The sequence below is a fragment of the Amycolatopsis sp. NPDC051045 genome (assembly GCF_040682955.1).
In the GTDB taxonomy this organism is placed as follows: domain Bacteria; phylum Actinomycetota; class Actinomycetes; order Mycobacteriales; family Pseudonocardiaceae; genus Amycolatopsis.
The window spans coordinates 107298-127643 of the sequence record NZ_JBFBCC010000001.1; the positions used below are offsets into that span (position 1 = coordinate 107298).

General features: G+C 71.6%; 20 protein-coding genes. 5 read left to right on the forward strand and 15 right to left on the reverse strand.

The features are described 5' to 3' along the window. Position 1 precedes the first annotated feature (1 nt). From AB0M80_RS00450 to AB0M80_RS00485, 8 genes are all read right to left on the reverse strand, one after another. On the reverse strand, positions 2-1396 hold the full coding sequence (locus AB0M80_RS00450; RefSeq protein WP_364556790.1) for a nitrate/nitrite transporter: 1395 nt from the start codon (positions 1394-1396) through the stop codon (positions 2-4). After that, entirely contained in the window at positions 1393-2820 is a 1428-nt protein-coding gene (locus AB0M80_RS00455; RefSeq protein WP_364556793.1) for an FAD-dependent oxidoreductase, read from the reverse strand. Before AB0M80_RS00455 ends, AB0M80_RS00450 begins: the two co-directional genes overlap by 4 nt. Beyond that, on the reverse strand, positions 2817-4865 hold the full coding sequence (locus tag AB0M80_RS00460) for a molybdopterin oxidoreductase family protein (protein WP_364556796.1): 2049 nt from the start codon (positions 4863-4865) through the stop codon (positions 2817-2819). Before AB0M80_RS00460 ends, AB0M80_RS00455 begins: the two co-directional genes overlap by 4 nt. Before the next feature lie 196 nt (positions 4866-5061). Then, a complete protein-coding gene (locus tag AB0M80_RS00465; protein WP_364556799.1) occupies positions 5062-5487 on the reverse strand; it encodes a hypothetical protein in 426 nt (141 codons plus the stop codon). 51 nt (positions 5488-5538) lie between these two features. Then, positions 5539-6336, reverse strand: coding sequence for a TIGR02569 family protein (locus AB0M80_RS00470; RefSeq protein WP_364556802.1), 798 nt, complete (start codon positions 6334-6336; stop codon positions 5539-5541). A 92-nt stretch (positions 6337-6428) separates the two neighbouring features. Then, the gene (moeZ, locus tag AB0M80_RS00475; RefSeq protein ID WP_364556804.1) at positions 6429-7604 is read right to left on the reverse strand and encodes an adenylyltransferase/sulfurtransferase MoeZ; all 1176 of its coding nucleotides are present in this window, start codon (positions 7602-7604) and stop codon (positions 6429-6431) included. A 114-nt stretch (positions 7605-7718) separates the two neighbouring features. Continuing rightward, the gene (locus AB0M80_RS00480) at positions 7719-8876 is read right to left on the reverse strand and encodes a DUF3152 domain-containing protein (RefSeq protein ID WP_364556807.1); all 1158 of its coding nucleotides are present in this window, start codon (positions 8874-8876) and stop codon (positions 7719-7721) included. An 82-nt stretch (positions 8877-8958) separates the two neighbouring features. Further along, positions 8959-9936: an alpha/beta hydrolase gene (locus AB0M80_RS00485; protein ID WP_364556810.1), complete on the reverse strand. Its 978-nt coding sequence runs from the start codon at positions 9934-9936 to the stop codon at positions 8959-8961. 112 nt (positions 9937-10048) lie between these two features. Between AB0M80_RS00485 and AB0M80_RS00490 the strand changes: the two genes are divergently transcribed. Beyond that, positions 10049-10675 carry a TetR/AcrR family transcriptional regulator gene (locus tag AB0M80_RS00490; RefSeq protein ID WP_364556813.1) on the forward strand — a complete coding sequence of 209 codons (627 nt, stop codon included), beginning with the start codon at positions 10049-10051 and terminating at the stop codon, positions 10673-10675. Here AB0M80_RS00490 and AB0M80_RS00495 read toward each other — a convergent pair. Both AB0M80_RS00495 and AB0M80_RS00500 read right to left on the reverse strand, forming a co-directional pair. After that, complete coding sequence (locus AB0M80_RS00495) at positions 10662-11579, reverse strand: alpha/beta hydrolase (protein ID WP_364556814.1); 918 nt, start codon at positions 11577-11579, stop codon at positions 10662-10664. The two genes, AB0M80_RS00490 and AB0M80_RS00495, sit on opposite strands and share 14 nt — an antisense overlap. Then, positions 11576-12484, reverse strand: coding sequence for a diiron oxygenase (locus AB0M80_RS00500; RefSeq protein WP_364556816.1), 909 nt, complete (start codon positions 12482-12484; stop codon positions 11576-11578). Before AB0M80_RS00500 ends, AB0M80_RS00495 begins: the two co-directional genes overlap by 4 nt. Positions 12485-12539: 55 nt before the next feature. Between AB0M80_RS00500 and AB0M80_RS00505 the strand changes: the two genes are divergently transcribed. Both AB0M80_RS00505 and AB0M80_RS00510 read left to right on the forward strand, forming a co-directional pair. Next, positions 12540-13310: a TetR/AcrR family transcriptional regulator gene (locus AB0M80_RS00505; protein WP_364556819.1), complete on the forward strand. Its 771-nt coding sequence runs from the start codon at positions 12540-12542 to the stop codon at positions 13308-13310. Beyond that, positions 13307-13624 (forward strand): DUF4873 domain-containing protein, encoded by a 318-nt coding sequence (locus AB0M80_RS00510; protein ID WP_364556822.1) that lies wholly within the window; start codon positions 13307-13309, stop codon positions 13622-13624. Before AB0M80_RS00505 ends, AB0M80_RS00510 begins: the two co-directional genes overlap by 4 nt. 5 nt (positions 13625-13629) lie before the next feature. Here AB0M80_RS00510 and AB0M80_RS00515 read toward each other — a convergent pair whose 3' ends face one another. The 3 genes from AB0M80_RS00515 to AB0M80_RS00525 form a co-directional block, all read right to left on the reverse strand. Continuing rightward, entirely contained in the window at positions 13630-14079 is a 450-nt protein-coding gene (locus AB0M80_RS00515; RefSeq protein ID WP_364556825.1) for a pyridoxamine 5'-phosphate oxidase family protein, read from the reverse strand. Between the two features lie 120 nt (positions 14080-14199). Then, positions 14200-14430 carry a DUF3107 domain-containing protein gene (locus AB0M80_RS00520; RefSeq protein WP_364556827.1) on the reverse strand — a complete coding sequence of 77 codons (231 nt, stop codon included), beginning with the start codon at positions 14428-14430 and terminating at the stop codon, positions 14200-14202. Between the two features lie 119 nt (positions 14431-14549). Continuing rightward, positions 14550-15203: a ferritin-like fold-containing protein gene (locus AB0M80_RS00525; RefSeq protein WP_364556830.1), complete on the reverse strand. Its 654-nt coding sequence runs from the start codon at positions 15201-15203 to the stop codon at positions 14550-14552. A gap of 417 nt (positions 15204-15620) precedes the next feature. Between AB0M80_RS00525 and AB0M80_RS00530 the strand changes: the two genes are divergently transcribed. After that, the gene (locus AB0M80_RS00530; RefSeq protein WP_364558499.1) at positions 15621-17243 is read left to right on the forward strand and encodes a DEAD/DEAH box helicase; all 1623 of its coding nucleotides are present in this window, start codon (positions 15621-15623) and stop codon (positions 17241-17243) included. 26 nt (positions 17244-17269) lie between these two features. After that, positions 17270-18586, forward strand: a complete 1317-nt coding sequence (locus AB0M80_RS00535; protein ID WP_364556832.1) for a hypothetical protein — start codon at positions 17270-17272, stop codon at positions 18584-18586. Positions 18587-19006: 420 nt separating this feature from the next. Here the strand turns inward: AB0M80_RS00535 and AB0M80_RS00540 are convergent, their stop codons facing one another. Together AB0M80_RS00540 and AB0M80_RS00545 are read right to left on the reverse strand one after the other, a co-directional pair. Beyond that, positions 19007-19447 carry a hypothetical protein gene (locus AB0M80_RS00540; RefSeq protein WP_364556835.1) on the reverse strand — a complete coding sequence of 147 codons (441 nt, stop codon included), beginning with the start codon at positions 19445-19447 and terminating at the stop codon, positions 19007-19009. A gap of 12 nt (positions 19448-19459) precedes the next feature. Next, positions 19460-20311, reverse strand: a complete 852-nt coding sequence (locus tag AB0M80_RS00545) for a PD-(D/E)XK nuclease family protein (RefSeq protein ID WP_364558502.1) — start codon at positions 20309-20311, stop codon at positions 19460-19462. Positions 20312-20346: the final 35 nt, after the last annotated feature.

Below are 20346 nucleotides of genomic sequence, written 5' to 3' on the forward strand. Positions count from 1 at the left end.
CTCAGACCTCCGCTCCCGCGAGCGCCAGACCGCGCTCACTCGTGGGCTGTTCGGCGGGCTTGCGCAGGTAAACCGTCCAGGTGACGGCGAAGCACAGCCCGTAGAAGACCAGGAATCCGATGAAGGCGGGCACCCCGCTCTTGGCGTCGGCGAACGACTGCCGGAACGCGAGGTTGATGAACAGGCCGCCCTCGGCGCCGATCGCGCCGGCCAGGCCGATCAGCGCGCCGGAGAGGCGTCGCGCCTTGAGCAGTTCAGCCGCCTCTTCGGCGCCGTTCGCGATGGCGATCTTCGCCTTGGCGCGGAAGATCGCCGGGATCATCTTGTACGTCGAGCCGTTGCCGACACCGGCGAGCACGAACAGCACGACGAACGCGACCGTGAACAGCGTCAGGGACTTCGACGTCGAGGCCAGGATGAGCACGACCGTCGCCAGCGCCATGCCGATGAACGTGGCGAAGGTGATCTTGCCGCCGCCGATCCGGTCGGACAGCCAGCCGCCCACCGGCCGCGAGAGCGAGCCGAGCAGCGGGCCGAGGAACGTCACCGCGACCGCCTGCAGCGGGGTGCGGCCGAACTGGTTCTGCAGCACCAGGCCGAAGGCGAAGCTGTAGCCGATGAAGGAGCCGAACGTGCCGATGTAGAGGAACGACATCACCCAGGTGTGCGGCTCCTTGACGACCTCGCGCATCGCCTTGGTGTCGCCCTTCACGGTGGCGAGGTTGTCCATGTAGAAGTACGCGAGCACGGCGGCGACCACGATCAGCGGGATGTAGATGTAGAGCACCAGCCGCGGCGCGGTCGCGCCCACCGTGCCGATCACCAGGAGGCCGATCAGCTGGATCGCCGCGACGCCGAGGTTGCCGCCGCCGGCGTTGAGGCCCAGCGCCCAGCCCTTGTGCTTCTCCGGGTAGAAGGTGTTGATGTTCGTCATCGACGACGCGAAGTTGCCGCCGCCGACGCCGCCGAGCGCCGCGACCAGCAGGAACGTGCCGAGCGACGTGCCCGGGTGCAGCACGACCGCGGCCAGCACGGCCGGGATCAGCAGCAGGAGCGCGCTGACGACCGTCCAGTTGCGGCCGCCGAACTTCGCCACGGCGAAGGTGTAGGGCAGCCGCATCAGGCCGCCGATCAGCGTCGGCGTCGAGACCAGGAGGAACTTGTCGGCGGCGGTGAAGCCGTAGTCCTTGCCCATGAACAGGACGATGACCGACCACAGGGTCCAGACGGAGAAGCCGATGTGCTCGGCGAAGACCGAGAACCAGAGGTTGCGGCGGGCGATCTTCTTGCCCGTCGACTCCCAGAACTCCTCGTTCTCCGGTTCCCAGTGCTCGATCCAGTGCTTGCCTTGGTGGGCCACAGTGGTCTCCTTCGTGCGGCGGTTCGTGATGGTCATTGCGCGGCGAGCCAGTTGGCGATGCCGCCGACGGCGTCGGAGCACCCGCCGCATCCCGTCGTGGCTCGCGTGGCCCGCGCCAGTGCGGGAGTGTCGGTGGCCCCGGCCTTCCAGGCTTCGATCAACCGGCCCTTGGTGACGTTGTTGCAGCGGCAGATCACCGCCGCCGCGGGCAGGTCGGCCGGGCTGGCCGCCGGGGTGGAGCCGGTGGGCAGCGCGCGGCCCAGCAGGACGGCGAGCCGGTCGTCGGGCAGCAGCGTGCCGCGGTCGTGGAACTGGGTGATGGTCGCGGCCGCGTCGGGCAGGCCGAGCAGGATCGCCCCGGCGACGCGGTTTTCGCGGACGACGAGCTTGCCGTACCGGCCGCCGGTGGGGTCGTTGAAGGTCAGCACCTCGGCGCCGCCGTCGGATGCTTCGAGCTGCGTCTCGCCCAGCGCGGCGAGGTCGATGCCGCGGGCCTTGAGCCGGGTGACGGCCGTCGTGCCGCGGTAGCGGGCCGCCGCGTTCGTGCCGGTCAGGACGTCGGCCAGCACCTCGGCCTGCTCCCACGCGGGCTGGATCAGCCCGGCCGGGGCACCGGGGTGGCGGGCGCAGTCGCCGAGGGCGTGGATGCGGCCGTCGCTGGTGCGCAGCGTGTCGTCCACGAGGATGCCCATGTCGACGTCCAGGCCGGCTTCCGTGGCCAGGCTCGTCTCGGCGCGGACGCCGGCGGCGACCACGACCAGGTCGGCCGGGACGAGGCTGCCGTCGTCGAGCTTGAGCCCGTCGCCGGGCAGGTAGCGGGCGGCGGTGGCGCCGAACTTGAACGTCACGCCCATCTCGGTGAGCTGGCGGGCCAGCACGTGCCCGGCGGCGGCGTCGAGCTGGCGTTCCATGACGTGGCCCAGCGGGTGCACCACGGTCACCTGGTTGCCGCGCCCGGCCAGGCCGCGGGCGGCTTCGAGGCCGAGCAGGCCGCCGCCGAGCACCGCGACCGGCGCGCCGAAGCGGGCGGCGTCGAGGATCTTGGCGCAGTCGTCGAGGCTGCGGAAGGCGACCACGCCGGGCCCGGCTTCGAGGCCCTCGACCGGCGGGATCCACGGGTTCGCGCCGGTGGCGAGCACCAGGGCGTCGTAGTCCACGGAGGATCCGTCGCCCAGTTCGATGCAGCGCTTCTCGCGGTCGATGCGGGAGACGTCGACGCCGAGCCGCAGGTCGATGTTGTGGCGCGCGGCCCACTCGTCGTCGTGCAGGCGGACGCTTTCGGCGCTCATCCCGCCCGCGACGACGGCGGACAGCAGCACCCGGTTGTAGGCGGCGTGCTTTTCCGCGCCGAGCACGGTCAGCCGGACCCGCTCGGCGATCGGGTCGCGGCGGCGGATCTCGTCGGCCAGGCGGGCGCCGGCCATGCCGTACCCGACGATGACGACTTCACGGGGGCTCATGCGGCACCATCCACAGTAGACAAGGAAACGGCACACACCTTGAACTCCGGCATCCGGGAAACCGGGTCGAGCGCCGGGTTGGTGAACAGGTTGGCGCGCTGCGCCCCGGGGAAGTGGAACGGCAGGAAGACCAGGTCGGGCTTGAGGCTCTGGACGAACCGCACCTTGGCCACGGTCTCGCCGCGCCGCGACCGGACCACCGCCCGGTCGCCTTCTTCGAGCCCGGCGCGCTTCGCGGTGTCCGGGTGGACCTCGACGAACGCCTCCGGCACGACGTCGTTGAGCTCGTCGATCAGCCGCGTCTGCGCACCCGACTGGTAGTGCTGCAGCACGCGGCCGGTGGTGGCTTGCAAGGGGAACTCGTCGTCCGGCAGCTCGGCGGGGCCGGTGTGCTCGACCGGCACGAACCGCGCGCGGCCGTCCGGGTGGGCGAAGGCGTCGAGGAACATCCGCGGCGTGCCGGGGTGGTCGTTCGCCGGGACCGGCCAGTGCAGCGCCTCGCCGGCGCGCAGCCGGTCGTAGCTGACGCCGGAGTAGTCGGCGGTGCCGCCCTTCGACGCGATCCGCAGTTCCTCGAAGACGGTCTCGGCGTCGGCGGGGAAGCGTTCCTCGGGCTGTCCCAGCCGTCGCGCGAGCTCGGCGAGGACGTCCAGGTCGGACCGGACGCCGACCGGCGGGTCCAGGGCCTTGCGCCGCAGCAGGACCCGGCCTTCGAGGTTGGTGAGCGTGCCGTCCTCTTCGGCCCACTGGGTGACCGGCAGGACGACGTCGGCCATGGCCGCGGTCTCCGACAGCACGAAGTCCGCGACGACCAGGAAGTCCAGCGAAGCCAGCCGGTCCTGGACGCGCTGCGAGCGCGGCGCCGAGACGACCACGTTGCTGCCGAACACCATCAGCGCCTTGGGGCCGTTCTCCTGCCCGAGCGCTTCGAGCAGTTCGCTCGCCGAGCGGCCGGGGCCGGGCAGGCTGTCCGCGTCGACGCCCCACACGCCGGCGACGTACTCGCGCGCGGCCGGGTCGTCGAGCTTGCGGTAGCCGGGCAGCTGGTCGGCCTTCTGGCCGTGCTCGCGCCCGCCCTGGCCGTTGCCCTGGCCGGTGAGGCAGCCGTAGCCGGAACCCTGGCGGCCGGGCAGGCCGAGGCTCAGCGCGAGGTTGATCCAGGCACCGACGGTCGCGGTGCCGGTGGCGTGCTGCTCGGTGCCGCGGGCGGTGAGGATGTAGGCGTTGCGGGCGGCGGCGAGCTTTTCGGCGGCGAGGCGCATGTCGGCGGCCGAGACGCCGGTGACGCGCTCGGCGCGCTCCGGCCACCACGACGCGGCGATCCGCCACATCTCCGCGAAGCCGTTCGTCCGGTCGTCCACATAGGACTGGTCGAGGTGACCGCCGGCGACGACGGCGTGCAGGATGCCCAGCGCCAGTGCAAGGTCCGTGCCCGGCGCGGGCGCCAGGTGCAGGCTGGCCAGCTCGGCGGTCGGGGTGCGCCGCGGGTCGACGACGATCAGGTCCGTGCCGCGCAGGTGCTGGGTGAACGGCGGCATCGTCTCGGCCGGGTTCGCGCCGGCGAGCAGCACGACGTCGGCGTTCTTGAGGTCCGTGACGGGGAACGGCATCCCCCGGTCGGCCCCGAAGGCCTTGATGCCCGCCGCGGCGGCCGAGGACATGCAGAACCGGCCGTTGTAGTCGATCTGCGAGGTGCCGAGCGCGACGCGGGCGAACTTGCCGAGCAGGTAGGCCTTTTCGTTGGTCAAGCCGCCGCCGCCGAAGATCGCGGTGGCGTCCGGGCCGTGGGCCTTCTTCAGTTCGGTGAGTTTCCGGGCGATGTGGTCGAGGGCGAAGTCCCAGCTGACCGGCTCGAGCGCGCCGTTCACGCGCAGCATCGGGGTGGTCAGCCGCTGCGGCGAGGTGAGGAGGGCACCGGAGGTCCAGCCCTTCTGGCAGAGGCCGCCGGCGTTGACCGGGAAGTCCCGCGGCGTCACGCGGGCGCCGTCGAGGCTCATCCCGCACTGCAGCGCGCAGTACGGGCAGTGGGTGTCGACCTGCGGCATCGGGCACCTCCTCGGCGTTTCGGGCTTGCCCTGACGCTAAGGAGGCCTTGTTAACCGGATTCGACCGAATGTTTCAGGCAGTTGACATTGCGGCGGGACTTCCGGTGCCCGGCCGGTGAGATCGGCGTCCACGGACCGGGAGTCGGGAGGTCAGCGGGCCCGAACGGCACATGAAGCACGGCGCCTGCGACGTCGGTCACAAGGGCCCCCAGCCCTCCTGGTCGGAGAGCCGCCGTTCGAACCACCACTCCGCTGCGCTGAACGGGTCGGGCAGCGTCCGCGCCAGGTACCGGCGGTCGACCTTGGCCAGCTCGGTCCCGATCAGCGCCCGTTCCCGGCGCGGCAGATCGCTCAGCAGCTGCGCGAGGTAGGCCCGGGTCCCGACCGGATCGCAGCCGGGGCAGGGACAGACCGGCTCCGAAAGGCGGAAGGGCGGCCGGGTGCCGTACCGCCAGACCCGGAGCGCGCCGGCGACGGCACCGGGCGACAGTCCGGCGTCTGCTTCGGCGAAGGCGAGCTGCCGCATGGCGCGGCGCGAGAGGTAAGGGATCTTGGCCGGCGGCGGCCCCGCGACGACGAGTCGGCGGGTGCGGCGCAGGCTTCCGGGGCGCCTACGCGGCATGGCCCTTTCGGTAAGTGATCACGACGCCATCATCCCGGAGTGGTGCGTCGGTCACAAGACCCCGGACACCTCGCGCGCCGCGGCCCGCAAGCCGTCCAGCGACGCCTGCGTCGAACGGGGGTTCAGCGCGTTGGCCGCCAGCCGGAACAGCACCGCGCGCAGCAGCAGCTGCGGCCACTCCGGCAGGTGCGCCCAGCGTTCGAGCAGCTCCCGGCCCGCACCACCCCAGGCGAGCGCGTCGACCGCGACGATCGCCGCGCCGTACTCGCCCGGCCGGTAGTACGGCACGAAGTCGACGACGCCGGGAACGTCGTCGTCGTCGAACAGGAGCCCCGCCAGCAGTTCGCCGTGGGCCACCTGCGAAGGCAGCCGGATCGGGCGGCGGGCACCGGCGAGGACCTCGAACCAGCGGCCGCCCTTCGTCTCCTCGAGCGGGACGTCGAGCTCCTCCCAGGCGACGCGGTCGGCGACCGCGTCGATGTCCGCGCGCGCGTCGAGGAACTCCGGGCGCGGCAGGCCGGCCGTGGCCCGGTGCAGCTTCACCGCCGCCAACACGGACGCGTCACCGCGGTGCTCCGGCGTGCCGGGCAGGAACCGCGACGCCGTCCAGCCGCCGACGATCCAGCGGCCGTCGGTGGACCGGACCGGCTTCGCGACCCGCAGCCCGGGTTCGCGCACGTAGTCGAGCGCGTGGGCGGTCCACAGCGTCCTGGCCTGGTCGGTGACCGGCTTGAGCACGAGGGCGCCGCAGCGCCACGCCGTCGAGTCCGGCAGCCGTTCGCTGCCGTCGGCGACGCCGCCGAAGGCCGCGCAGACGTGCGCCGGAGGACGCTCCAGTGTTGACCGCACGGCCCGACGCTACCGCGACCCGGGCCGAAAGCCGGGAAGGCCACCTTGACGGACACTTGGTCCGTCAAGGTGGCCTTCCCGGATCACCACGGTCAGTAGGTCGGCAGGCTCGGGTCGATCTGCTTCGCCCAGGCGAGGACGCCGCCGCCGAGGTGCGTCGCGTCCTTGAAGCCGGCCGCGTGCAGCGCGGCGAGGGCCTCGGCGGACCGGGCACCGGACTTGCAGTGCAGGACGATCGGCTTGTCCTGCGGCAGCTCAGAGAGCGCCTCGCCCGAGAGGATCCGGTCCTTCGGGATCAGCGTCGCGCCCTTGATGTTGACGATCTCGTACTCGTGCGGCTCGCGGACGTCGATCAGGGCGAAGTTCTCGCCGCTGTCGAACTTGGCCTTGAGCTCGGCCGGGGTGATGGTGCTGCCCGACGCCGCGGAAGCTGCCTCGTCGGACACGACCCCGCAGAACGCCTCGTAGTCGATCAGCTCGGTGATCTTCGGGGTGTCCGGATCCTTGCGGATCTTCACCTCGCGGTACTTCATGTCCAGCGCGTCGTAGCTGATCAGGCGGCCGAGCAGCGGCTCGCCGATGCCGGTGATGAGCTTGATCGCCTCGGTCACCATGATCGAACCGATGGACGCGCACAGCACGCCCAGCACGCCACCCTCGGCGCAGGACGGGACCATGCCCGGGGGCGGCGGCTCCGGGTAGAGGTCGCGGTAGTTGAGGCCCTTGCCGTTCGGCGCGTCCTCCCAGAACACGCTGACCTGGCCCTCGAACCGGAAGATCGAGCCCCAGACGTACGGCTTGCCCAGCAGCACCGCGGCGTCGTTGACCAGGTAGCGGGTGGCGAAGTTGTCGGTGCCGTCGACGATCAGGTCGTACTGCTCGAAGATCTCCAGCGCGTTCGACGAGTCCAGCCGGTCGGTGTGCAGGTGCACCTTGACGAACGGGTTGACGTCGGCGATCGACTCCTGCGCGGAGGCGGCCTTGAGCTTGCCGACGTCGGACTGGCCGTGGATGACCTGGCGCTGCAGGTTCGACTCGTCCACGACGTCGAAGTCGACGATGCCGAGCGTGCCGACCCCGGCCGCGGCCAGGTACAGCAGCGCGGGGCTGCCGAGGCCGCCGGCCCCGATCACCAGGACCTTCGCGTTCTTCAGCCGCTTCTGCCCGGTCACCCCGACGTCCGGGATGATCAGGTGACGGCTGTACCGGGCCACCTCGTCCTTGGTGAGCTCGGCAGCCGGCTCGACGAGCGGCGGCAGTGCTGACATCGGGTCCTCCATCTCGCGCGGATCGCGTCCATCCCACTATGCACAACGCGCGCGGGCAAATAAGCCTTCCCAGGTCCAGATGCTGGGATACACCGTCTTGCGGAGCCCCCGGCCCTACGGCGTGGGGTTGGGCCAGGAGTTGGTCTTGCAGATGCGGCCGTCCTTGGCCACCTTGCCCCTGTCGCCGCCGGGGATGTCGTTGAGCATCGCCACGTAGTCGTCGTTGACGCCGAAGGACTGCTGCATCATCACCGGCGCCGGCTGGTCGTTGCCCCCGCAGCCGACGTGCTGGTTGCCCAGGGCGTGGCCGACCTCGTGGTTGATGGCGTACTGCCGGTACCCGGTCATGTCGGCGCCGTACGCCTTGGCGCCGCGCACCCAGCGGGCCAGGTTGATCAGCACGCGGCCGAGGCTCTTGCGGTAGCAGGAGGCCTCGAACTTGATCTGGAACCCGCAGGCGTCCGGCCGGTGGGTGGTCTCCGGCGTGGTGAGGCTCACCTTGAAGGACGGGTTCGGGAAGCTGGCGTCCACCCGCTGGAACGCGATCTTGCCGTCCCAGGTCCAGCCCTGGGCCGGGTTCGACAGGGTCCCCTCGACGGCCGTGGCGAAGGCGTCGTCACCGGCGTAACTCGCCGGGTCGATGCCGTCTTCGACCTCGATGGTGTAGGTGTACAGCTTCCCGTTGCCGACCTTCGGGCCGCTGCCCGGGACGACGTGCCACTTGCCGGCGCCGGCCTGGGTGAACGGGATGCCGTTCGGCAGGTCCGCGGTCGGCACCTTGAGGTCGACCGGGGTGGCCGGGTTTTCCGGGATGGCCTGCTCGCCGTTGCCGTCGATGGCGCCACCGGAGGTGTCGCCGCCCGCCGACTCGGCGCCGGGCGCGGCGGTGCCCTGCTCGGCGATCGGCTGGGCCGGGCTGTTGGCCGTGTTGACCACGACCAGCACGGTCAGCACGACCAGGATCGGCAGGGCGTAGACGCGCCAGCCATAGGTCTTCGTGAACTTCGCGAGGCCCGACTTCGGCGCCTCCACCGCCTGCTTCTCCCGCGGGGGTTCGACGCGCGGCTGCCAGGAAGCGCTCAGCGGCTCGGCGCTGGTCCGCCGCCCGCCCGGGCGGTAGCGGTCCTCGTCGACGCGCAAGGCCGGCGCCTTCGACGGGCGGTACTGCCCGGTGCGGGGAGAGTCTTCGGGCTCCTGCGACGCCCGGCGAGCCGACGCGCGGTGGGGCGGCCGCCGATCTTCGCCTCGCGCGTCCTGCTTCACCCGGTCCACCGCACCAGAGTGCCACAGCGCCGGGGCGCCGCTCTCGGCGACTGGCGGATCATCGGGTGAACCCCGTCGTCACCCGATCGGCCTACCAGGAGCCCGCTTCGACGTGCTCCCACATGCCCAAGACGGCCTTCGCGACGACGATCGGACGTTCCATCTGCGCCACGTGGCCGGTGCGCGGGAGCACCAGCAACCGGGCCCGCGGAATCGCCCGGGCGGTCCGCACGGCGCGCTTCACGGAGATGACGCGGTCCTCGCGGCCCCAGACGACCAGCGTCGGCGCCTTGACGAGCGGCGCGGCCGACCACAGCGACGCCTTCCCCCGCGTCGACCACGCCCGGAAGATGGCGAACGTGCTGCGGGCCATTGCAGGCGCGGCCCAGGCGTAGGCGGCGCGGGCGCCGTGTTCCTCGGCCAGTTCGTCGAGCCGGCTCTCCGGGAACCGCGACGGGTCCGCGAAGCACAGCTTGATGACCTGCGCGGCGCGTTCCCGCGGCCCGAGCGCGGCCAGCTGGGCCCGCACCCGCGCACCGACCAGCGGCAGGTAGGCGAACGCCATCCGGGGGTCCGACAGCCGCCGCGGGTCGGGGCGCAGGTCGGGCACCGCCGGCGAGATGAGCGTCAGCGTCTTCACCAGGTCCGGCCGCCGCGCCGCGACGAGCAGCGAGATCGCCCCGCCCATGGAGTTGCCGAACAGGTGCACCCGAGCGCCGACAGCCTCGATGTGCCGCGCGACGACGTCGGCGTAGGCCTGGAGGGTGAAGTCGAAGCCGTTCTCGGGCTCCGAGCAGCCAAAGCCGGGCAGGTCGGGAGCGGTGCCGCCGGCGACCGGCGCGAGCAGCGCGGCCAGGTCGGTCCAGTTCGTCGACGAGCCGCCGAGGCCGTGCACGTACACCGCGGGCACGCCGTCCGGGCCCGGCGTGCGGCGGACGAGGAGCCGGGCGGTGCCGACTTCTTCGAAGGCCGCCGGCCACGGCGGCGGGAGCGGGTCGAGCGACGGCAACGCCCTGCTCGAAAGCGGCACGTGGGTCAGTGGCGGCCGCGCCTGCACGGGGGTGTTCACGGATCCAGAATGCCCGACCCTTGGCGCGGCACACGTACCGGCGAGTAATCTTCAGGCGACTTCACGCGGTGGCGACCCCGCCCGTCGAAGAAGCGAAGACGGGAGGACGAGCATGACGGAGATGACGCGGCTGCAGCAACGCGGGGTGCGGCTGCCCCGGACCGAGCGCCGGGCCCAGCTCCTCGCCGCGGCGCAGCGGGTCTTCGCCGAGAACGGCTACCACGCCGCCGCGATGGACGAGATCGCCGAAGTGGCCGGCGTCAGCAAGCCGGTGCTCTACCAGCACTTCCCCGGCAAGCTCGACCTCTACATCGCGCTGCTGGAAAGCCACGTCGACGAGCTGGTCAAGCGCGTGCAGAACGCCCTGGACTCGACGACGGAGAACAAGCAGCGCGTCCCGGCGACGGTCGGCGCGTTCTTCGACTTCGTCAGCGAGGACGCGGGCGCGTTCCGGATGGTGTTCGAGTCCGACCTGCGCGGCGAGCCCGCGGTCCAGGAGGCGGTCGACCGCGCGACGTCGGCGAGCGTGGACGCGATCACGGAGACGATCACCGCGGACGCGGGCCTCGACGAGGACAAGGCGCGGCTGCTGGCCGTGGGCCTGGTCGGGATGAGCCAGGTCAGCGCCCGGTTCTGGCTCCAGCACCACCAGTCGATGAGCCGAGAGGAAGCGGTGGCCCTGACGGCCAACCTGGCCTGGCGCGGCATCGGCGGCGGCTTCCCCCTCAAGGATTCCTGACCGCGGCCACCCGGACCAGGGCGGAGATACGGCGGGCCACCTCGAAGGGGCGTTCCTGCGGGAGCATGTGGCCCGCGCCCGGGAACCGGACGAACTCCGCGTGCGGCAGCTCGTCCGCGATCACCTTCGCGTGCGCCAGCGGGCAAAGCCGGTCCTTCTCGCCCGCCAGCACCACCGACGGCACGTCGCACAGCGCGCCCAGGCCGCCGACGCCGCGGTGGGACGCGATCGCGTCCAGGAACAGCCCCGCGCTCGCCGGGTGCGCCGCCAACAGCTGCTCGACCACGCTGTCCACCTGCTCACGGCCCGGGCGAAGCCCGAACACCAGCCGCCGCGCGCCCGAGCGGACCATCCCCGGCCGCAGCCGCAGCGTGTCCGACTTCAGCCTGGCCAGCAGTTTCGCCACCCGTGGCTCGAAGCGCGTCACGCTCCGGCCGACCAGGCCCGGGAAGCCGAGCGTCAGCCGGTCCATGTCGCCCGACGACGTCGCCACGAACGCCGCCCCGGCCAGCCTCTCCCGGACGAGGGACGGGTGCCGTTCGGCGAGCACCATGAGCGTCATGCCGCCCATCGAGTGGCCGGCCAGGACCAGCGGGCCGTCCGGGACGCGCTCGGCGACCAGCTCGGCGAGGTCGTCGGCGAGCCGGGCGATCGTGGCCCCGCCGGGCCGGGCGGGCGCCGAGCCGCCGTGGCCGCGCAGGTCGTAGCGCAGCACGCGCAGGCCGGGGTCGAGGTGCGGCAGGACGAAGTCCCACGTCCGGTGGTCCTGCGTCCAGCCGTGGACGAGCACCAGCGAGACCGCCGAATCAGCCGGCCCCGACTGCGAGACGTGCAGCGCGGCACCGTCGCTCGCGACGAACCGGTGCCCGGCCGAGGGGTCCCGGAGCCGCGACGCGGTCGTCATCGGGCCGCCGGGAGCAGGAAAGACTTGCGCCAGAAGTACTTCCCGGGCAGCCCGACCAGGCCGGACTCCTCGAGGAACGGCATGATCTTCTCCCCCGCCCAGGCGATCGTCCCCTGCCAGTGCGGGTTGTTCAGCGCCGCCTCGACGCCGTCACGCGGCCGGATGCCGACCGCCTTGTAGACGTCCGGGTTGATGAACGCCCGCGTCACGAAGTACGAAATGAGCGCGATGACGAACTGCTGGTAGCCGATCTCGGCCTTCGACAGCTTCGCCATGCCGCGGGTGACCTCTTCGCGCGCGAAGGTGACGTGCCGGGCTTCCTCGAGCACGTGGATCCGGTTGACCATCCGGACCAGCGGCTGGACGCCTTCGTCGTTCATCTGCTCGCGCTGCAGCCGGTCGAGGACCTCCTCGGCGACCAGGATCGCGCCGTAGCGCGCCGGGCCGTAGGAGATCGACGGCATCAGCTTCGCCAGCCGTCGCAGCCACGGCACCGGGCCGTAGGCGGGGCAGCCGATCCGGGCCGCCATCCGCGCGAACATCGTCGAGTGGCGGCACTCGTCGGCGATCTCGGTGAGCGCGAACTGGGCGTGCGCGGACGTCGGGTCCTCTTCGTAGACCTCCTTGAGCAGCATCTGCATGAGGAGGATCTCGAACCACAGCCCGGTGGTCGCGACGCTCGCGACCTCGTGCTTGCCGAGCTCGAGGCGCTGCTCGGGGGTGAGCTTCTCCCACAGTTCGGTGCCGTAGAGCGAGGAGCGCTCGTCGAGGATGTACCGCTTGCCTTCGACCAGCGGCGCGGTCCAGTCGATGTCGACGTCGGGGTCGTAGAACTTGTTCGCCGACGACTTGAGCAGGCGCTCCGCGGTCTTCTCGCGGTCCGGTTCCTTCAGCGTCCGCGTCATCGCCGACACCCCTTCCGTCATGTGTAACTTGAGGTAACAGTTACCTGTGCGTAGCATGACTCTCGTGATCGAACGTGTCAAGCGCTCCGGCAAGCAGTCCAGCAAGTCCTCCCGAGGCGAGGAGCCGACCGGCGACGCCCGGCGCGACCGCTGGCGCAAGCACCGGATCGCGCGGCGCAAGGAGTTCGTCGAAGCCGCGCTGCGGGCGCTCGACACGCACGGCCCCGACCTCGGCATGGAGGACGTCGCCGCGGAGGCGGGCGTCACGAAACCGGTGCTGTACCGGCACTTCGACGACAAGGCCGACCTGTACGTGGCGCTCGGCCAGCGCGGCACGGAGATCCTGTTCGAGCGGCTGATCCCGGCGATCAACGCCGAGCTGGCGCCGGTGCCGCGGATCCGGATGGCGCTGGACGCGTTCTTCACCGTGATCGAGGAGCACCCCAACCTCTACCGGCTCCTGGCGCACGGGCGGCCGGAGAAGCCGGTCTCCTCGGACGTCGTGGCCGAGGACAAGGAACTGATCGCGACGGCGCTGACGGCGCTGCTCGGCGACTACATGCGGATGTTCAACATGGACTCCGGCGCGGCCGAGCCGTGGGCGCACGGCATCGTCGGCATGGTCCAGAACACCGGCGAGTGGTGGCTGGACCGCCGGTCGATGAGCCGCGACGCGGTCGTCGAGTACCTGACCCAGATCATCTGGGCGGCCATCGACGGGCTGACCCGCCAGAACGGCGTGATCATCGACCCGAACCTGCCCCTGGAAGCCAACAAGGTGGTCCAGCTGGGCCGCACCCCGGAGTCGTTGGAGGAAACGTCATGAGCGAGCACGACGAAGACGGTTACAGCGGCGAAGCGACCCTGGTGGTCGACGGAGTGACCCTGACGGCGGCGGTCGACCTGCGCGGCTACTTCCAGCCGATCGACGGCTATTACCGCTGGTACGGCCGGGTGGCGGTGAACGACGAGCTGACCCGCCTGGCGGGCGGCAAGAAGAAGCGGGTGTCGATCCAGGCCGGCGCGCACTCGGCGACCGGGGAACTGTCCGACCCGGACCCGTGGGGCCGGTACCGGATCACGGGCACCAGCACCCCGCCGTTCCACGTCCCGACGACGCTGGAGGAACTCAACGCCTGAAAGGGTCAGGGCAGGCGCGGGCCGGGCAGTTCGCGGCCGGGCAGCCAGCCGTTCGCGATGTCGGTGGCCCGCCACTTGCGGACGGTCAGCCGGACCGCCGTGACCGGCGCGTCGAGGAAGGCCGCGGCCTCCGGGACCTTGGTGACGAGCAGTTCCCGCACCCGTGCGTCCTCTTCGCCGCCGACGACCTCGGCGAGCGCTTGCGCCTGCAGGAACGGCTGCATCGGCGAGCCCGTCGAGACCACGACCGCGACCAGCGGGTCCTCCCGGATGGCGGCCAGCGTCCGGCCGCGGTCCTCGAGCACGACGTTCAGGGTGAACTCGCCGCTTTCGGCGAAGTACACCCCGCCGACCCACGGTCCGGTGCTGCCCGAAGTGGCGAGGAACAGCGACTTGTGCGCGGAGAGGGTGCTGCGCACGAGGTCCGCGACGGCCGTCGGCTCGAAAGTGGTCACCCGGCCGAAGCTAGGCGCCCCGATCCCGACACTCCAAGCAAAGCTCACCGATCCGGTGAACCCGGGCATGCGAAAGCCACCCCGGGAACGTCCCGAGGTGGCCTTCACCGGCTCGCTGTGTCAGCCGCCGACGCCGAAGCCGACCTTGCGGACGTCGGACGGGGCGATCTCGACGTACGCGATGCGGTCGGAGGGGACGATGTACTTGCGCCCCTTCTCGTCGTTGATGCGGAAGAGCCCGTCACCGGCCGTCAGGGCCTCGGCGACCAGCTTCTCCACCTCTTCGGGAGACTGGCCACTGGACACCACCAGCTCGCGCGGCGTGTCCTTGATGCCGATCTTGACCTCCACGTGGGACCTCCGCTGGAAATTCGTAAGGGATGTGCTCGGCAAGGCTAACCGAACGGGCTCGTTCCGGTGGCGCATGTCCGCGCCCGACCGCGTCGTCACTTCCGGGTACTCCATCGGGATCAGCCCAGGCCGAGCGCCTGCATGCGCTTGGTGTGCCCCTGTTGCAACCGCCGGAACAGCGCGGCAATTCCGGAGAGGTCGCCGGAACCGCTGATGATGAGCTCGGCCAGCCCGTCGCGCTCGGCGACGACGTACTGGGCCTGGGTCAGGGCCTCGCCGAGCAGGCGGCGGCCCCACAGGGCGAGCTTGTCCCGGCTCTTCGGGTCGGCCTCGATGCCGGCCGCGACCTCGCGTTCGGCGAAGGCGGAGTGGCCGGTGTCGGCGAGCACGGTGAGCACCAGGTCCTTGGTCTCCGGGTCGAGCCAGCTGGCGATCTCGCGGTAGAGGTCGGCGGCCAGCCCGTCGCCGACGTAGGCCTTGACCAATGACTCCAGCCACGACTTCGGGGGCGTCGAAGCGTGCCAGGCGTCGACCTGGGCCACGAACGGGGCCATGGCGTCCTCGATCTTGACGCCGTGTGCGGCCAGGTGGGTCGACAGCAGGCCGTAGTGACCGATCTCGGCGGCCGCCATGGTCGCCAGCGCGGCGCGTCCGGCCAGCGTGGGGGCGCTGCGCGCGTCCTCCGCCAGCCGGTCGAACGCGGACAGTTCGAGATAGGCGATCACACCCAGAAGGTCGACTACGCCTTCGGAGATCTCTTTCGGCTCGGTCACGGGGGCAGGGTATCGCCGAAGCGCCCGGACGTGCCGCGACGAGACCGATCACACGGGCTCCGGCGCGCCGGGTACTGTCGAAAAACTGCTGACCAGGTACACTGGCGTTCGATATCAAGCTTCCGTACGCCATACCGGCGTCGGGAACAGGCAGGCCAGGAGGCCCGCCGACGTACTGCAATGTGCGTGCACGCCTCTTCCGGCATTCCCGGGACGGACCGGTTCCGCGCTTGGACATCAGCGCCAGGGACCAGGGTTTACTCCCGGTCGAGTGTCGAACGGGACCCAGGGTTGTGCGCGCTGGTCACGAGAGAGGCGATCACCCTGACCGCAGAAATTTCCACAACCGAACAGCCCGCCGCCGTCGCGCTGGAGCACAGCGAGACCGGCCCGGCCGCGCTCGACACCTCGCACCCGCTGCAGGCGGGCGTCGAGGTCGAGCCCGAAGCCCCGACCTTCGCGTCCTTCGGCGTCAAGCCGGAGATCGTCAAGGCACTCGTCGAAGCCGGCATCGAGCGGACCTTCGCGATCCAGGAGCTCACGCTGCCGCTCGCGATGGCCGGCGACGACCTCATCGGCCAGGCCCGCACCGGCATGGGCAAGACGCTGGGCTTCGGCGTCCCGCTGCTGCACCGCGTCGAGGTGCCGGGCGACGGCACCCCCCAGGTGCTGGTCGTGGTGCCGACCCGCGAGCTGTGCATCCAGGTCGCCAACGACCTCAAGGGCGCCGGCAAGCACCTCGGCATCCGCACGCTGGCCATCTACGGCGGCCGCCCGTACGAGCCGCAGATCGAGGCGCTGCGCAAGGGCATCGACGTCGTGATCGGCACCCCGGGCCGGCTCCTCGACCTCGCCGAGCAGAAGCACCTGGTGCTCGGCAAGGTCCGCGGGCTCGTGCTGGACGAGGCCGACGAGATGCTCGACCTGGGCTTCCTGCCCGACATCGAGCGCATCCTGCGGATGGTGCCGGACAAGCGCCAGACGATGCTCTTCTCGGCCACCATGCCGGGGCCGATCATCACGCTGGCCCGCACGTTCCTCAACCAGCCGACGCACATCCGCGCCGAGGAAAACGACGCGAGCGCGATCCACGAGCGCACCACCCAGTTCGTCTACCGGGCCCACTCGATGGACAAGCCCGAGGTGATCGCCCGCGTGCTGCAAGCCGCCGACCGCGGCCTGACGATGATCTTCAGCCGCACCAAGCGCACCGCCCAGAAGGTGGCCGACGACCTGGTCGAGCGCGGCTTCGCGGCCGCCGCCGTGCACGGTGACCTCGGCCAGGGCGCGCGCGAGCAGGCCCTGCGCGCGTTCCGCTCCGGCAAGGTCGACGTCCTGGTCGCCACCGACGTCGCGGCCCGCGGCATCGACATCGACGACGTCACGCACGTGATCAACTACCAGTGCCCGGACGACGAGAAGACCTACGTCCACCGCATCGGCCGGACCGGCCGCGCGGGCCGCACCGGCGTCGCGGTCACCCTCGTCGACTGGGATGAGATGCCGCGCTGGAAGCTGATCTCGGACACCCTCGGTCTGGACAAGCCGGAGCCGGTGGAGACGTACTCGTCGTCGCCCCACCTGTTCGAGGACCTGGGCATCCCGGCGGGCACGAAGGGCCGGCTGCCGCTGGCCAACCGCACGCGGGCGGGCCTGGCCGCCGAGGAGGAAGAGGACCTGGGCGGCAAGCGCCGCGGCCCGCGTGGCCGGGGCAAGGCCGACGAGGCGGCCGGTCCTGCGGAAGAGGCGCCGCGCAAGCGCGCCCGGGCGCCGCGCAAGCGCACCCGCGGTGGCACGCAATCGGCCGAGGAGATCGAGGCGGCGGACAACGCGGCCGCGGCTTCGCCGGAGGCCGGTTCCGAAGCGTCGTCGTCGGAAGGCCGCACCCGGGCCCGCCGCCGCACCCGCAGCGGCAACGCCCCGGAGACGACCGGCCCGGCCGCGGAGAAGGAGGCCGGCGAGAACGCCGAGCGTCCGGCTCGCCGACGCCGCCGTCGCCGTCCGGCCGCGACTTCTGATACACCTGCGTCGGCAGACTGAAGCTTCTCCATCGGGGGTTCGGGTACGTGAGCGACGTCGAAAAGGCGCCTGAAAGCGCGCCTGAACCCGAGTACGGCTCCGAAGACGTCCTCGAAGACGTCGAGGTCACCCCGCCCGCCTCGCGGGTCAAGGCACGTCGTTCGCCTTGGAACCGCGGCCGGGACCGGGTGATCGCCGCGCTGGTCGCGGTGGGCGTGGTCGCCGTCGCGCTGGTCATCGGCGTGACGAGCGACAGCGCGGCCACCGACCACACCAAGGCGGCGCCGCCCCCGCCGTTGCCCGCGGCGCCGGACAAGGTGCCCGGGTCACTGACCGAAATCTGGAGCGCCCCCAGCGGTGCGACGCCGGTCCCGGTCGTGGCCGGCGACTCGGTGGCCACCGCGGACGGCGGCGAGGTCGCCGCCCGCGACCCGCTGACCGGGCAGATCCGCTGGCACTACACGCGTGACCTGCCCTTGTGCACGGTGAACGAGACGTGGGGGCGGCTGAACGCCGTCTACCACAAGACCCGGAACTGCAGCGAGGTCACGCAGCTCGACCCGGGCACGGGCCGGATCACCGCGCAGCGCAACGGCAACGCCGAGCTGGGCACCCAGCTGGTCGGCGACGGCTCGCACGTCACCGCGACGGGCAAGAGCCTCCTCACGACGTGGCGCGACGACCTGGTGCAGAGCGCCGAGTACGGTCAGGTCCCGGCGCTGGTCAACGCGGGCAAGCAGCCCCGCACCGGCTGCACGTACGGCACGGTCGCGGCGGCGTCGGGCAAGGTCGGCGTGATCGAGCGCTGCCCGGGCGACCCGGCCGACCGCCTGACGGTGTACAAAGCGGCGCCGGAGAAGGACGACGAGCCGCAGGTCAGCTTCAGTTCGGTGCTGGCGGGCAAGCGCGCCCGCGTGATCGCGATGTCCGGCGACGTGACGGCGGTGGTCCTCCCGGACCAGAAGCTCCTGGTGACGTACAACGGCGACGGCACCCAGCGCGCGGCGTACCCGTTGGACGTGCCGGCCGGTGACCTCGCCCAGGACCCGCCGTCGGGAGCCGAAGCCACGACCCAGACGGCCCAGAACGTGTACTGGTTCAGCGGGTCGAAGGTCGTGGCCCTCTCCCGCGACGACCTTTCGCCGCGCTGGACGCTGAGCAGCGCGCTGGGCCCGGGAATCACGTTCGCGCAGCAGCTGGTGATCCCGATCAAGGGCGGCCTGGCGGTGCTGAACGAGACCGACGGATCGACGCTCCGCACGGTGGGGGTCGAGCGCCGCGGTTACCCGGGCGTGGTCCGCCTGAGCGCGGCAGGCCCGGTCCTGCTCGAACAGCGCGGCACCACCCTGACGGCCCTCAAGTAACCCGCCGGGCCCGAGATGCCCCTCCAGCCACACGAGATCCGCCGGCAATCACACGAGTCCCGGCCCGGATCACGCCAGTCCCGGCTCCAGCCACACGAGATCCGGCCCGAATCACACGAGATCCGGCCCGAATCACGCGAGATCCGGCCCGAATCACGCGGGATCCGGCCTGGGTCACGCCAGTTCCGGCCCGAATCACACGAGATCCGGCCTGGGTCACGCCAGTTTCGGCCGGATCACGCCAGTTCCGGATCGGTCACCCGAGATCGAGCCTCAAACTCGCGATGCGAGGCCAAGCTACGGGGGCGCGCGCGTAATTGAGCGGGGCATCACCTGTGATTGAGCACGTATCTCGCGTGACTGAGGGCGTATCTCGCGTGATTGAGGCCCGAACTGGCGTGAGCGGAGGCGGGAGCCGGGTCAGGTGAGCCAGAAGAGGGTGAGTGCGGAGATCGCGAACAGCGCCACCGCTACGCCCGCTCCCACCGCAGCGGGCCCGTTGCGGCGGTCGGCGACTCGCTGAGCCAGCAGGGCCAGCACCGCCGCCACCGGGTGGCCGATCAGCAGGGTCGCGCCGGGGCCCGGTGCGCCCGTGAAGAGGCAGATGCCCGCCACCGCGAGCACTCCGACCGCGAGGACCGCCAGCCCGGCGGCCAGCGAGCCGGTGAATCCACGCCACCAGCGGCCGCGCTGCTTGGGCGGTGCGGAACCGTCCGGTGCAGCGGCGTCCGGCTCGATCCGTTGGGGTTCGGCCCGCTCCTGCGGCGCGGTCTCCGGCTCGGTGGCCGGTGAAGCAGCCCGGGCGGGCTCGCCGGCCGGGAGCGGGATCGTCGCCAGTTCGTCGGTGTCCGGTGAAGCCACGTTCCCTCCCGTTCAGGGCGCGAGCAGGTCCCACGGCTGCACCGCCGGAGCCGCTTCCCGGCCCACCGCGCAGCTCGGCCTGAAGTCGCACCAGGCGCAACGCCGGTCCGGGCGGGGCGGGAACAGCACGTCCCCGTCGCCACCCGCCTCCAGAGTATCCGTGGCCAGCCTCAGGTCCCCGGCGGTCTCTTCCGCGCGGTGCAGGTGCCGCCGCAGGCTCTCGTCCGTGTGCTCCGCCGCCGCGATCGTTCCGCTCGGCAAGTGGTGCAGCTCCACCGCCGTGCACGGCATCCGCAACGTCCGCGCCGCCGCGACCGCGTACAGCGCAAGCGCTTGCGACGCGCGGGCCTCGTACTCGTCCGGCGCCCGGCGGCCCGTCTTGTAGTCGACGATCACCAGCTCGCCCGCACGCGCGTCGATCCGGTCCGCGCGGCCCTCGATGATCATCGTGGGCTTCTCCCCCGGCGACGAGCTGACCGGCGCCGACACCCACCGCTCGAGCCCGACCGGGTCGTGGCTGACGTCGTTGTCTTCGACGTACTCCGCCACCCAGCCCTTGGCCCGCGCGCGGTACCGCGCGGCCTGGTCGGTGTCCTCGAACCCGGCGTCCTTCCAGTGCTCGGCCACCAGCGCCACGGCCCGCTGCGGCACCCGCTTGAGCACCGGCAGGTCGAACAGCGCCCGCAGCGCGTTGTGCACCACCGCGCCCAGGGTGCTGTGCGCCCACGGCCCGGTGCGCTGCGGTGTCGGCCGTTCGAGGTACGCGAGCCGGTACCGGCGCGGGCAGTCGTCGAAGGTCGCCAGCCGCGCCGGGGACACCTTCGTCAGCCGCACCGGTTGCGCGACGCCGAAATCGAAGCCCATCTGGTCCTTCACGATCCCCACGCTACGCACCACCA

Coding starts and splice junctions, on each gene's coding strand:
- AB0M80_RS00450 (WP_364556790.1), bottom strand. CDS start 1,396: ATGACCATCACGAACCGCCGCACGAAGGAGACCACTGTGGCCCACCAA.
- AB0M80_RS00455 (WP_364556793.1), bottom strand. CDS start 2,820: ATGAGCCCCCGTGAAGTCGTCATCGTCGGGTACGGCATGGCCGGCGCC.
- AB0M80_RS00460 (WP_364556796.1), bottom strand. CDS start 4,865: ATGCCGCAGGTCGACACCCACTGCCCGTACTGCGCGCTGCAGTGCGGG.
- AB0M80_RS00465 (WP_364556799.1), bottom strand. CDS start 5,487: ATGCCGCGTAGGCGCCCCGGAAGCCTGCGCCGCACCCGCCGACTCGTC.
- moeZ (WP_364556804.1), bottom strand. CDS start 7,604: ATGTCAGCACTGCCGCCGCTCGTCGAGCCGGCTGCCGAGCTCACCAAG.
- AB0M80_RS00490 (WP_364556813.1), top strand. CDS start 10,049: ATGACGGAGATGACGCGGCTGCAGCAACGCGGGGTGCGGCTGCCCCGG.
- AB0M80_RS00495 (WP_364556814.1), bottom strand. CDS start 11,579: ATGACGACCGCGTCGCGGCTCCGGGACCCCTCGGCCGGGCACCGGTTC.
- AB0M80_RS00500 (WP_364556816.1), bottom strand. CDS start 12,484: ATGACGCGGACGCTGAAGGAACCGGACCGCGAGAAGACCGCGGAGCGC.
- AB0M80_RS00505 (WP_364556819.1), top strand. CDS start 12,540: ATGACTCTCGTGATCGAACGTGTCAAGCGCTCCGGCAAGCAGTCCAGC.
- AB0M80_RS00510 (WP_364556822.1), top strand. CDS start 13,307: ATGAGCGAGCACGACGAAGACGGTTACAGCGGCGAAGCGACCCTGGTG.
- AB0M80_RS00545 (WP_364558502.1), bottom strand. CDS start 20,311: ATGGGCTTCGATTTCGGCGTCGCGCAACCGGTGCGGCTGACGAAGGTG.